Here is a 12,339-nt window from a genome sequence, read left to right as displayed (position 1 = left end):
TGCGCGCTTTACCGAAGTAAAGCGCGCAGAGAAGTTAGGCTTGGTTTTGTGCAAGTTGAAGCTTCTTCGCGTGTCGAATCTTCTTCTCTTCCGCGATAGCGACGAAAGCAAGCAAAACAATACAAATCATGGCGGAGGTATCTAGAGCTGCGAAGGTACCTTTCCAACCTGTTAAGCCGAAGATAGGTGTACCGTCTGCAATCATACCGAGACCAAGTTTCGCGAAGCTGTCACCGATTAGGTAAGCGAATGTACCTTTTACGCCGTCAGCCACACTGATTGCTTTTTTAGGGACAAAACCAACCGCGGCAACACCGATAAGAAGTTGCGGACCAAACACCAAGAAGCCCAATACAAATAGTGAGGCTAAGTACATGAACTCGCTAGTGGCGTGTTGGTAGAACTCAAGCGATACGATGATCAAACCAAGAGACACACAAGCAACCAATGCGCGGCGACCGTTTGCTAAGTCAGATAAGTAACCCCACATCAAAGTACCCACAAGCGCACCGACTTCGAATAGAGTAAAGCCAGAGATTGCCGTTTCTTTTGACAGACCAAGTTCTTGGTACGCGTATACCGTTGACCATTGGTCGATACCGATACGAACGATGTAAAGGAAGATGTTGGCAAAGCAAAGTAGCCAGATAACTTTGTTTTTAAGAACGTATTCAACAAAGATTTCTTTTTTGGTCATCTGGTTTTCTTCAGCGGCGGTGTCTTCTTCACTCACTGCTTCATCGAAAAGTTCTTCTACTTTACCTAGACCGTAAGCTTCTGGAGAGTCGCTACCAAAGCGCATACCGATAAAACCAACGATGATCGCGATGATAGAAGGGAACACGAACATGCCGATTACGTGTCCGTCGAATAGGTAGTTGGCACCGAAAAGAGCAACACCCGCTGCGCCCGCACCACCAACGTTGTGTGACATGTTCCACAAGCCTAGGTAAGAGCCGCGTTTGTTACGAGGTGTCCATTTTGTAATGGTTGAGTAACTAGAAGGGCCACCAGTACTTTGGAAGAAACCACTCAGAGCGTAGAAAGCCACCATCAAGAACAGGCTTGCACTACCGCCGCCCATGCTGAAGCTGAAACCAAGCATTGCAAGACCAGAAAGGATCAGCATAAAAGGGAGGAATTGCTTGGTGTTCTTACCGTCAGCGTAGTAAGAGACAACGGTTTTACCGATGCCGTATGTGATGGAGAAGCCAAGGCCAATAAGACCTAGGTCTGTCATGCTCAAACCGTAAGTTGAGATCATGTCGTTTTGCGCGACATTGAAGTTCTTACGAATCAAGTACATGGTTAGGTAGCCGATAAATACGACCAAGTAAGATTGGATGAACGGTTTAAACCACATCTTTCTTCTAACTTCGACAGGAAGATCGAGGGTCGGCTTCCGCACCTGTTCGAGGAATTTTAACATGATGAACTCTCTTGTAATTGTTTTAGAAACACAACGGCGACCGTTATGTGCTCTTGTTACCTTTGACTGAGCGGAATTCTAGAGAGTGGTTTTGTGAGGCACATGAGATGGTTGCCTAGATCGGCTAGGAAAAATTCCTAGAAATGCCTAGGAAGGCGGAAAAGCGTGAAAAGAGTCACACAAAATCCTTACTAATTTATGGGTTTTTGACAGGGTTCTTATCGGATTGGAAAGCGTTCAAATGCAAGCAGGTTAATATATGCAAGCTTAGTGCTGACAAGGGGTGAGCACGTTTGGTTGGAGAGAATAGTGTCTTGTCGCTAAGTATCAATTGGGAACGAGAAGCAAACAACAGAGACCCAGAGGTCTCTGTTAGAAATATTAGGAATTCGGCTAGGTTGACGTGTTAAGGCGCAGGGCTGTATAGACGCGGCGAGCCGTGTTTTGGTAAGTGAATTAGGTTCAAATGGTTTCTTCTTGCCCATTCGACAGTTAACGCTGTAGGTGCAGATAAGCAAACCAGAGTGGGGATACGCGCGCGAACGGCTTTGTGGATCAACTCTAAGCTGCAACGGCTTGTCATGATTGCGAAGCCACTTTGAGGTTCGATGTGATTGTTGGCCAATGCGCCAATCAACTTATCTAGCGCGTTGTGACGGCCGATGTCCTCTCGGCACAACTTGATGTTGCCTTGTAAATCTGAAAATAAAGCGGCGTGTAGCGCGCCAGATTCACGTGCGGCTTCTTGATGCAGTGCGACTTTGTCTCGCAGCCCTTCGAATACATCGGAGCGCGGAGGAAGAGACGGTGTTAGCGGTGCTAAATCAGGCAAAGCTTGTTCCAGAGCCTCGACGCCACAAATGCCGCATCCGGTTGTGCCTGCAAGATTCCGACGTTGTGTTTTTAGCGCCCAGAAAGCGCGGTTGCTGATTTCTACTTCCGCATAATGAGATTCGTGATCGCCACCAATTTCAATGTCTTTGATCTCTTTGAAGTCGTGGACGATGCCTGTGCTTAGGCTAAATCCTTTCACGAAGTCTTCCAGATGGCCTGGCGTCACCATCATGACCGCTTGGCTAATGCCGTTGTAGCTGATAGCTAAGGCGGATTCACTCGCCAGCGACATTTGTTGCACTGGGCGGCCATCAATCAATTCTCGGTAATTGAACGCACTTGGTTGAGGTGGTGCTTGATTGAAATCGGACAGTTCAAAATAAGATTGAGTAGTACATCTCATGAAATCACCTCATAAGCCGTTATGTATGCCAAAAATTGACGTGTGGATTCTTGTTATCGATTAAATATGTTTTTTGCTTCTGCGAAGCACTGATCCGTTAGCGCGGAGAAGGGTTCTTGTTTTCGCTTTAACAAACCTAGCGGGGCGTGAACGGCGGCTTCTTCGATAGGGATAATGCGAAGCGTATCGTTCAACTCTTCCAATCCACAATTCAGCGGCATAATGGCGCAACAAAGGCCACTGGTTACTGCTTGGATCAAGTGAAAGGTGGAGTTACTTTCAATGACGGTTTGCGGAACCAGCCCTTTACTCACAAAGCTAAGATCAATGGAGTGGCGATAGTGCATGCCCTTCGAAAGCAGCCCTAGCGGAATGTTATTGAGTGACTCCCATAACACTTCAGATTCGGCAAAATCAAAATGACGTTCATCGAATAAAACGCCAAGTTTGGTTGAATCTAGCTCGATAACATCGAAGTAAGCGGTGTTAACTTGATCGACATAACACATCCCCAAATCAAGTTGATTGCGATTGAGTTGGTCTATGATCTGTTCGGTCGTCATGGAGAGTATTTGAAAGCGTAACTCAGGGAACTGTTGAGCTAATGGTTTGAGCAATTGCATAGGGTTTTGGCTGGCGAGTGGCACCATTCCAAGCCGAAGAGAGCCGACTAACTGACCACGGCAGTTGGCGGCTTCGGCTTGCAATCCATCATGAGCTGCTAAGACGGTTTTTGCCCAAGCTAAAATGCGTTCTCCGGCTTCAGTGAATCCTTCAAATCGTTGACTTCTTTGGATTAATTCGAGATCGAGTTCTTCCTCTAAGCTTCGGATTCTCATGGACAAGGTAGGCTGCGTAATGTGGCACAATGCGGCGGCTTGACCAAAGTGTTTGGTCTGTTCAAGTGCGATGAGATATTTAAGTTGTTTGATATCCATAATGGCTTGTTAACCTTGCGTTGTGAGTCACATGTACGGGGAACTCCCTAAAAAGGGCACAGCACTACCGTACTTTTTAAGCGCTGGAGCGTTTTAACTAGGGAATGGAAAACCAAAACCAAGTCAAGAATAAAACCACACTCAAAATTGATCTGAATCAAGGCTATTCCTGATATTAATTAGGGTCAAATTTAAAGTATCTATAGTGTGATAGATATTATCTATTATCAAGAGTGCCGATTTTATTGAGTTCGTTAATCGAACTAGGTAGAATCGAATGGGAAAACGATTAACCTCATAAATTGTATTGATTAAAAATGTGATGACCGTCAGTGGAAAAATTCGTCATAGATTTTGTTTATCACTCGGTCAGGATTATCAATTGGACGCATATTGAATATCGACTTAATCTTTGATTTAGATCAAGACGCAACAATGCAAATTGAATCTAACAGTCTTAGAAACAGTAGGCGGGTATCCGATATCAAGAATCTAGATAAGTAAACGCTCGGACAGGCGAGAGCATGTTGAGTGGTTACTTATTTGGATTAAAAAATACATGGATTAGAAACTAAGCCCTTCAATACTTCCGCATTATCTCAATAAATAACGCGCTTGTTTTCACGGGCACCCTGCTTGCTGGTATATCTGCGAGGAGTAAAGTCGTGAGCCAAAAGGAACAAATAAAAGCATACAAAGGTCCAGCTGGTGGTTGGGGTGCACTGAAAGCCGTAACCAGAAGTTGGTGGGGCAGTGAAAATGCAGTTAAAAACATTCGCACTATGCTCAAAACCAACCAAAATGGCGGTTTCGACTGTCCGGGATGTGCATGGGGCGAGTCGCCAGATAGTGGTAAAGTCAATTTCTGTGAGAATGGCGCGAAAGCGGTAAACTGGGAGGCGACCAATCGTCTGGTTGATCCTGAGTTTTTTGCCAATCACAGCGTTTCTTCTCTCTCAACGCAAACCGATTACTGGTTGGAATACCAAGGCCGTATCACGCACCCAATGCGATACGATGCAGAATCCGATCACTATGTGCCAGTCTCTTGGGATGAGGCTTTTGCACTTGTCGCGAAGCATCTCAATCAATTGGATTCACCGCACCAAGCGGAGTTTTATACCTCTGGTCGTGCAAGCAACGAAGCGGCGTTTTTGTATCAGCTATTTGTCCGCGCATTCGGTACCAATAACTTTCCAGATTGTTCCAACATGTGTCACGAAGCCAGCGCAATAGGGATGAAAGACACCATTGGTGTTGGTAAAGGCACAGTGATCTTTGATGATTTTGAAGAAGCTGATGCGATTTTCGTGATTGGTCAAAACCCGGGTACGAACCACCCACGAATGCTTGAACCTCTGCGTGAAGCGGTAAAACGTGGTGCACAGGTTATCTGTCTAAACCCGCTGAAAGAGCGCGGATTAGAGCGTTTCCAAAACCCACAAATGCCGATTGAGATGTTGAGTAACGGTTCAGAGCCTACCAACACGGCGTACCTGCGTCCTGCTTTAGGCGGAGACATGGCAGTGTTTCGTGGCATCGCGAAATTCTTGTTGCAATGGGAGCGCGAGGCATTGCAAAACGGTGGCAAAGCGGTATTTGACCGCGAATTCATCAAACAACACACGATAGGTATTGATAAGTATTTGGCTGAAGTGGATGCAACGTCTTGGGAACACATCGCGGAACAATCGGGTCTTGATTTAAGTGAAATCGAGATGGTGGCGAGCATGTATCGACGTGCAGAACGTGTGATCATGTGTTGGGCGATGGGGTTGACTCAGCATCGTCACTCTGTACCAACCATTAAAGAAGTCGCAAACGTGCAAATGTTACAAGGTAACGTTGGTAAGCCGGGCGCGGGTCTTTCACCAGTGCGTGGTCACAGTAACGTTCAAGGCGACCGTACGATGGGCATTGATGAAAAACCTTCAGAGCTGTTGTTGGATCGCATTGAAAGTCGATTTAACTTTGCCGTCCCGCGCGGTGAAGGCCACAACACTGTGCAAGCCATTAAAGCGATGGAAGAAGGGCAAGCGAAAGTATTTATCGGTTTGGGCGGCAACTTTGCACAAGCAACGCCAGACACAGAACGTACGCACAACGCAATGCGAAACTGTAATTTAACCGTACACATTTCGACGAAGTTAAATCGTTCTCACCTTGTCACAGGTAAAGATGCGCTTATTCTTCCGTGCTTAGGCCGTACTGAGATTGATCAGCAAGCGACTGGCCCACAAGGCGTGACGGTTGAAGATACCTTCAGCATGGTACATATCTCATTTGGTCAGCTAAAACCGCGTTCGGAGCATTTGCGTTCAGAACCAGCGATTATTGCCGGTATTGCCAATGCTACACTCGGGGCAAAACCAATTGATTGGTTGTGGGCGATTGAAGATTACGACCGTATTCGCGATTTGATTGCCGACACGATTCCGGGCTTTACCGACTTTAACCATAAGCTTAAACACCCGGGTGGATTCCACTTGGTAAACCCAGCTGCTGAGCGTCGATGGAATACACCAAGCGGCAAAGCACAGTTCAGCTCTAGCGAGTTGCCGAAGCAGTTGATCAGCGAAGCGATACTCGAAAAAGGCCAAAAGCCAGATTTGATCTTGCAAACCATGCGCTCACACGACCAATACAATACGACACTTTACGGCTTGAATGACCGTTATCGTGGAGTATTTGGTATGCGCGAAGTGCTGTTTATCAATGAAGCGGATATTCGTAAACTCGGTTTTGAACCGGGCGACAAAGTGGACATGGTGTCATTGTGGGAAGATGGCGTTGAGCGCCGTGTGAGCGGATTTACGCTTGTTGCCTATGATGTACCAGCAGGTCAGGCGGCGGCTTACTATCCAGAAACAAACCCATTAGTTCCTTTGGACAGTTATGGGGATAGAACGTTTACGCCAACCTCTAAGTTTATTGCGATAAAATTGGAAAAATCGACATCCGATAAGATCGCTTTGGTGGAAGCGGAATAGTGACCAAACCGGCACAACGACATTTCCGATAAGCAAACGGCTGATATTAATTATCAGCCGTTTTTAATTGCGCTCAGTCTGCATTTAGTGCGCATAGCTTGTGTATAATGTTAATGACATTATGCTGCTCGATAATAGACAGATAAGGCCGATTTGAATCTAATTTCAAGTAGTAAAACTAATAAGAAGATGCTTATGACCTTGAAAAATATAATTAAATTAACAATCAGTCACTTAGTGGCAGTTTCTATTGGCATTGCGATAGGTATCTATACTTTACCGATCCTTATTGCACCACCTGCGCCGACCGATGAACAAGTTGCTAAGAGCAAGCAAGGTGCAGAATACAGCGCAGTGTTTAAGAGGGAACTCAAAGGTAGCGATGCTTTTCATTGGGGAGAGGGAGAGATTCATTTGAGTTCTGAAGTCATTACGTTGGTAGGAAAACTCGCTCCCGGACCAGACTATAAACTCTATCTATCTCCTAAGTTTGTCGAAACGGAACAAGAGTTTAATGACCTTAAATCTGAGATGAGCTTAATTGGTGATGTCAAAACGTTCGATAACTTCGTTGTTGAGGTTCCTCAAAGCACTTCAATTTCTGAATACAATACGGTTGTTGTATGGTGCGAGACATTCGGTGAGTTCATTACTTCGGCAAAGTATCAATAAACCTTAGCAGTAGAGTGAAAGGCTTTTCTTTTCACTTTACGCTAGGATGTTGTTTCGCATAATTAAGAGGCAAAGACTCTTAAACATTCTAAATTTAAGAGCCTTTGTTTAGAGTTATTGACAGAACCATTCGACTTGTAAGTCGTTTGCACCTTTCAGGCTACGTTCTGGAAAAACAAGATTTCGAACTATTTAGAGTTATTCTCTGTTTGGCTTGTTTCGTTCGATGACGCTAATCGCAATGGCTAAAAATAGAATATCTTTTACTAAAAAGAAGTTTGTCACCAAAACCCCATCAGACACTTTCCATGTATTCGGTGTCGTAATTAGAAAGCTGAGTGTCGCAAGAAAAATAATTGCGGCGGCTATGCCAGAAAAATAAGCGACTCGTGTGTTTTTAAGGCCAACGATTAATCCAATAGCGACAATGATTTCTGTTGCGCCAATGATGTTTGATACGGCTTGAACTGACATCACATCATACAACCAACTCATCAGAAAATGATTTTCAACGAGCGGTTGTATAAGCTTGGCCTCTGTAGGTGTGAATTTATAAATACCAATCCATATTAGAACTAAAGAAACGCCGAAAACTCCGATAAGATATCCAATTGAGTCACATTGATGATGGCTTTTTACGTTTTGCATAATTAACTACATTCTCCTGTTTGTTAGCGCTTCCAACAAGACCTATAAGGTTGGTAGAAAATTTCATAGTTTTTTTCGCTCAAACAACAGATATTAAAAATCACGTGATACAGAATTACGTGTTTGATAGAACTTAAGGATATTTCGTGGAAGTTAAAATTTTTCAGGTTGACTCGTTTACATCAGAGGTTTTCAAAGGCAATCCCGCGGGTGTTTGTATCACAGAGTCAAGCCTTGATGAGGAAACGATGTTGGCCATCGCGGCCGAGATGTCGTTATCTGAAACGGCATTTCTGTCACTCAGTACAATGCAACTTCGTTGGTTTACACCGAGGACGGAAGTTGCTTTGTGTGGACACGGCACACTTGCAACGGCGCACGTTCTGAAAGAGCAGGGGTTATATAATACTGGAGATACGATTGAGTTCGTTACGCTATCTGGGGTTTTAACTGCACAACTCGATCATGAAGAAATTCATTTGGTGTTTCCTGCTCCAACTTTAGATATGAAAGCTAGTATTAACAAAGACTTACTTCATGGCTTGGGGCTAGATGCCGCCAATGTAGTCGCCTACGGTCAGTTTGATAATAAGCAGTTGATCGTCATTAATGATGAATTTGTGCTTGAACAGCTCGACCCTGATTTTGGTGCGCTGCTTAAACAAAAGGGCCGTGGCGTCGTCATCACTGCTCAATCAAGTACTGACGCCGATTTTGTCTCTCGATACTTCGCGCCTTGGGTAGGTGTTAATGAGGACCCAGTTACAGGCTCTGCACATTGCGCTTTATGTGTTTACTGGGCTAAAGAGCTCAACAAAAAGCAACTGAAAGGCTTCCAAGCCTCCGAGAGAAGTGGGGTCGTCCATACAGAGTTGTTAAGCACTGAGCACGTTAAGCTTTCTGGAAATGCAGTAACGATATTGCGAGGATATATGAGAATCGCGTAGCGGTCCTTGTGGGAATGATTTTATTTTCGTGTTACCCAATGCTCAATAGTGAAGACGCTTGAATGCTGCTTATTTAAGTGGCTGATTTTTTTGTAAAAACACCCCTGGCACGGTGGTGTATAACGATTGGAGAGTTATATGAAAACTATCGGCCTTCTAGGTGGTATGAGCTGGGAGTCGACGCTTAGCTATTACAAATTGATCAACGAAGGAGTCAAAGAGGCGTTAGGCGGCCTAAATTCTGCAAAAATTTGTATGTATAGCGTGAATTTTTCAGAGATAGAGAAGCTTCAACATCAAGGTAAATGGGAAGAAACGGCAAGCATTCTATCTGATGCTGCATCTTCAATAGAAAAAGGGGGCGCTGACTTCATTCTTATTTGTACTAACACAATGCACAAAGTTGCGCCTCAAATTGAAGCCAGTACTAATATCCCTATACTACATATCGCAGACGCGACTGCTGAGTTACTTCGTGAGAAAGGGGTTCAAAAGGTCGGACTCCTTGGTACTCAATTCACAATGGAGCAAGACTTTTATAAAGGAAGGCTTTCAGACCTCTATGGGCTTGATGTCATAATTCCCGATCAAGACGACCGCTCTAAAGTACATAACATTATTTATAAAGAGTTATGCCAAGGTGAAATCAAAGAGGAGTCAAGGACGATATACTTGCAAATTATTGAAAAACTAAAAGAGCAGGGAGCTGAAGCTGTGATTCTCGGGTGTACTGAAATTGCCTTACTTGTAAACCAAAGTCACACCGATGTTACACTACTCGATACCACTTCTATCCATGCTCAAGCAGCAGTCCGTTTGGCAATTGAAGGTGAATGATCTACGCTTTCTTTCCTGCAAAAAAAGAGAAAACCAAGCACGTGGTTTTCTCTTTTTATTATCAAGTTATAAGCGAGCAAATTTGAGAGTTCTGTATCCACCAATCAAGTTGCGGGCTTTGTAACCATTGTTGACCAGCTGACGGTATGCTACGTTACCACGTAACCCAACTTGACAGTAAATCACGATCTCTTTGTCTTTAGGAAGTTCGTGCATGCGACGACGTAGTTGATCGACAGGAATATTAATTGCACCTTCAAGATAACCAACGGATTCCAATTCACCAGGATTACGAACATCAAGTAACAGTTGGTCTTCTGTCAGTGAATCCATTTCATCATAATGAATCGCAATCGCGTCACCTTTGATGATGTTATTTGCCACAAACGCCGCTTGGTTAATTACATCTTTAGCAGAGCCATAAGGTGGCGCGTAAGTTAGCTCGAGGTGTTGCAGTTGCTCTACCGTCATACCAGCACGCTGAGCAACTGCCATTACGTCGATACGTTTATCAACACCGTCTTTACCTACTGCTTGCGCACCTAATATTTTACCTGTTACTGGATCAAACAGCATTTTGAATGACACGGTTTCTGCACCTGGGTAGTAACTCGCGTGACTTGCTGTATGCACATACACTTTTTCATAAGCGATGTTTTCACGTTTCAGCTGTTTCTCGTTTTTACCAGTAGAAGCGACGGCTAAATCAAAAATCTTACAGATCGCCGTGCCTTGCGTACCTTGGTAAGTTTCTTGGCGGCCAAGCATGTTGTCTGCTGCCATTCGGCCTTGACGGTTTGCCGGGCCCGCAAGTGGCACTAGAGTTTGCTCGCCAGTCACAAAGTCTTTCTCTTCTACCGCGTCGCCGACAGCGTAGATCGAAGGATCGCTGGTTTGCATGTATTCATTGATATAAATACCACCAAGAGCGCCGATTTCTAAGCCAGCTTCTTTTGCTAATTTGGTCTCGGGGCGAACACCAATTGCCATAATCAAAATATCGGTGGTGAGTCTTTCACCATTGTTTAGTGTTAATTCCAATTCACCTTCTAGATGTTGGTGTTTTTCGCTCTCACCAGAGTCGAAACTTGCCACGTGCTCGTTAGGTACGAATTTCACCGACTCAAGTGCGACGCCAAGTTTAAGGTCGATGCCTTTCTCACGAATTTCAGCATGTGCGAAGCCAGCCATTTCACGGTCAACGGGCGTCATCACTTGATCCGCCATTTCAACTAATGTGGTTTTTATGCCTAGCTGGTGGAAGGCTTCCATCATTTCCAAACCGATAAAACCACCACCAACGACCGTAGCGTGTTCAACTTTGTTGGTTTCGATCGTTTTAATGATGCGATCCATATCTGGAATATTGCGCAGCGAGTGCGTTAACGGGTTATCAATACCCGGAATAGGCGGCACAACTGGACCTGCGCCAGGGCTGAGTAGAAGAAAGTCGTAGCTCTCTTGGTATTCCGAGCCATCAAGCAAATTCTTAACCGTAACCGTTTTATCTTGGCGGTTAATTGAAACCACTTCGTTCATCACACGGACATCAACATTGAAACGCGCTAAAAAGCTCTCAGGCGTTTGAAGAAGCAGTTTGCTGCGCTCTTGGATATCACCACCAATGTGATAGGGTAAGCCACAGTTTGCAAATGACACAAATGGACCGCGTTCAAACATAATGATTTCTGCATCTTCACTTAAACGACGAGCGCGAGCTGCTGCAGATGCACCTCCAGCAACCCCACCAATAATCACGATTTTGCTCATGGATTTCTCCTGCTGAATGATCGAAAACGCCTACACCTTACTTAAATAAATTAGCTTAGTCTAATGTTATTTAATCTACATTAGCATTGACTTAATAATATTAATTAGTAATATCTAATGAAATGTAATGTAGTAATGAAGAGGCATAAGAATGGGCGACAGTATGCTACAAAGTGCGACCGAAGCGAGTGAGCTGCTTAAAATTATGGCTCATCCAGAGCGCCTAATCGTGATGTGTAAGCTGATTGAAGGCGAGAAAGGGGTCGGTGAACTGTTTGAAGGTTCATCATTAAGCCAATCTGCTTTTTCACAACATCTCACCGTATTGAGAAAGCACGACATCATTAAAGCTAGGAAGGTTTCTCAGCAGGTATTTTATTCAATTTCTGATGAAAGAGTTGGTCCGCTGGTTGAAGCGTTTAAGCAAGTTTTCTGTAAGTAATTAGTTTGGCGGATGCTATGTTTGAAGTTCCTTGGATGTCGCTTTTGGGCGGCATAATAGTTGGCGTATCAGCGATAACACTGATGCTATTTACTGGCAAGACTGCTGGGATCAGTGGGATCTTAAACGGTGCCGTTGAGAGCGCAGACCGCGTTTGGCGAATTGTTTTTTTAATTGCGATGGTATTAGGTGGCTTGTTTGCTGTTTATGTTCTTGGCGGGCATGTACCAGATCAGTACAGCGGTTCTCTTATTTTAGTTATCGTTGCTGGCTTGTTAGTCGGTGTTGGTACGCGTATCGGCAATGGTTGTACTAGTGGCCATGGTATTTGTGGGATAGGGCGTTTCTCAATCCGTTCTGTGGTCGCGACGTGTACTTTTATGGCCACAGCCATGTTAACCGTCTTGCTAGTATCGTGAGGAATAGTGT

Annotated in this window: 11 protein-coding genes; 6 read left to right on the top strand and 5 right to left on the bottom strand. The window is 44.5% G+C overall.

Annotated features, from left to right (window positions below; all coding sequences use genetic code 11):
- Positions 1-34: 34 nt before the first annotated feature.
- From uhpT to R7Q48_RS20485, 3 genes are all read right to left on the bottom strand, one after another.
- A complete protein-coding gene (gene uhpT, locus R7Q48_RS20495) occupies positions 35-1,429 on the bottom strand; it encodes a hexose-6-phosphate:phosphate antiporter (protein WP_021707729.1) in 1,395 nt (464 codons plus the stop codon).
- A gap of 406 nt (positions 1,430-1,835) precedes the next feature.
- On the bottom strand, positions 1,836-2,666 hold the full coding sequence (fdhD, locus tag R7Q48_RS20490; RefSeq protein ID WP_005460891.1) for a formate dehydrogenase accessory sulfurtransferase FdhD: 831 nt from the start codon (positions 2,664-2,666) through the stop codon (positions 1,836-1,838).
- A 53-nt stretch (positions 2,667-2,719) separates the two neighbouring features.
- Positions 2,720-3,604, bottom strand: a complete 885-nt coding sequence (locus R7Q48_RS20485) for a LysR family transcriptional regulator (protein ID WP_005460961.1) — start codon at positions 3,602-3,604, stop codon at positions 2,720-2,722.
- A 665-nt stretch (positions 3,605-4,269) separates the two neighbouring features.
- On the opposite strand from R7Q48_RS20485, the gene R7Q48_RS20480 reads away from it, so the two are divergent.
- Both R7Q48_RS20480 and R7Q48_RS20475 read left to right on the top strand, forming a co-directional pair.
- Positions 4,270-6,594: an FdhF/YdeP family oxidoreductase gene (locus tag R7Q48_RS20480; RefSeq protein ID WP_318132426.1), complete on the top strand. Its 2,325-nt coding sequence runs from the start codon at positions 4,270-4,272 to the stop codon at positions 6,592-6,594.
- A 195-nt stretch (positions 6,595-6,789) separates the two neighbouring features.
- Positions 6,790-7,266 carry a DM13 domain-containing protein gene (locus tag R7Q48_RS20475; RefSeq protein WP_005376099.1) on the top strand — a complete coding sequence of 159 codons (477 nt, stop codon included), beginning with the start codon at positions 6,790-6,792 and terminating at the stop codon, positions 7,264-7,266.
- 198 nt (positions 7,267-7,464) lie between these two features.
- On the opposite strand, the gene R7Q48_RS20470 is transcribed toward R7Q48_RS20475, so the two are convergent.
- Positions 7,465-7,914, bottom strand: coding sequence for a YkgB family protein (locus R7Q48_RS20470; protein WP_005376100.1), 450 nt, complete (start codon positions 7,912-7,914; stop codon positions 7,465-7,467).
- A gap of 146 nt (positions 7,915-8,060) precedes the next feature.
- Between R7Q48_RS20470 and R7Q48_RS20465 the strand changes: the two genes are divergently transcribed.
- Positions 8,061-8,861 (top strand): PhzF family phenazine biosynthesis isomerase, encoded by an 801-nt coding sequence (locus R7Q48_RS20465; RefSeq protein ID WP_318132425.1) that lies wholly within the window; start codon positions 8,061-8,063, stop codon positions 8,859-8,861.
- 138 nt (positions 8,862-8,999) lie between these two features.
- Complete coding sequence (locus R7Q48_RS20460) at positions 9,000-9,698, top strand: aspartate/glutamate racemase family protein (RefSeq protein WP_047101077.1); 699 nt, start codon at positions 9,000-9,002, stop codon at positions 9,696-9,698.
- Between the two features lie 66 nt (positions 9,699-9,764).
- Here R7Q48_RS20460 and R7Q48_RS20455 read toward each other — a convergent pair whose 3' ends face one another.
- Positions 9,765-11,468: an FAD-dependent oxidoreductase gene (locus tag R7Q48_RS20455; protein ID WP_256902687.1), complete on the bottom strand. Its 1,704-nt coding sequence runs from the start codon at positions 11,466-11,468 to the stop codon at positions 9,765-9,767.
- A 151-nt stretch (positions 11,469-11,619) separates the two neighbouring features.
- On the opposite strand from R7Q48_RS20455, the gene R7Q48_RS20450 reads away from it, so the two are divergent.
- Both R7Q48_RS20450 and R7Q48_RS20445 read left to right on the top strand, forming a co-directional pair.
- Positions 11,620-11,910: an ArsR/SmtB family transcription factor gene (locus R7Q48_RS20450; protein WP_005376206.1), complete on the top strand. Its 291-nt coding sequence runs from the start codon at positions 11,620-11,622 to the stop codon at positions 11,908-11,910.
- Positions 11,911-11,915: 5 nt separating this feature from the next.
- On the top strand, positions 11,916-12,329 hold the full coding sequence (locus R7Q48_RS20445) for a YeeE/YedE family protein (RefSeq protein ID WP_254901900.1): 414 nt from the start codon (positions 11,916-11,918) through the stop codon (positions 12,327-12,329).
- The last annotated feature ends 10 nt before the right edge of the window (positions 12,330-12,339 follow it).

Source organism: Vibrio sp. 378, assembly GCF_033339435.1.
Note: the sequence above shows the minus strand (reverse complement) of the source record. Positions and strands in the feature narration are given on the sequence as shown.

Coding starts and splice junctions, on each gene's coding strand:
- uhpT (WP_021707729.1), bottom strand. CDS start 1,429: ATGTTAAAATTCCTCGAACAGGTGCGGAAGCCGACCCTCGATCTTCCT.
- fdhD (WP_005460891.1), bottom strand. CDS start 2,666: ATGAGATGTACTACTCAATCTTATTTTGAACTGTCCGATTTCAATCAA.
- R7Q48_RS20485 (WP_005460961.1), bottom strand. CDS start 3,604: ATGGATATCAAACAACTTAAATATCTCATCGCACTTGAACAGACCAAA.
- R7Q48_RS20475 (WP_005376099.1), top strand. CDS start 6,790: ATGACCTTGAAAAATATAATTAAATTAACAATCAGTCACTTAGTGGCA.
- R7Q48_RS20470 (WP_005376100.1), bottom strand. CDS start 7,914: ATGCAAAACGTAAAAAGCCATCATCAATGTGACTCAATTGGATATCTT.
- R7Q48_RS20460 (WP_047101077.1), top strand. CDS start 9,000: ATGAAAACTATCGGCCTTCTAGGTGGTATGAGCTGGGAGTCGACGCTT.
- R7Q48_RS20455 (WP_256902687.1), bottom strand. CDS start 11,468: ATGAGCAAAATCGTGATTATTGGTGGGGTTGCTGGAGGTGCATCTGCA.
- R7Q48_RS20450 (WP_005376206.1), top strand. CDS start 11,620: ATGGGCGACAGTATGCTACAAAGTGCGACCGAAGCGAGTGAGCTGCTT.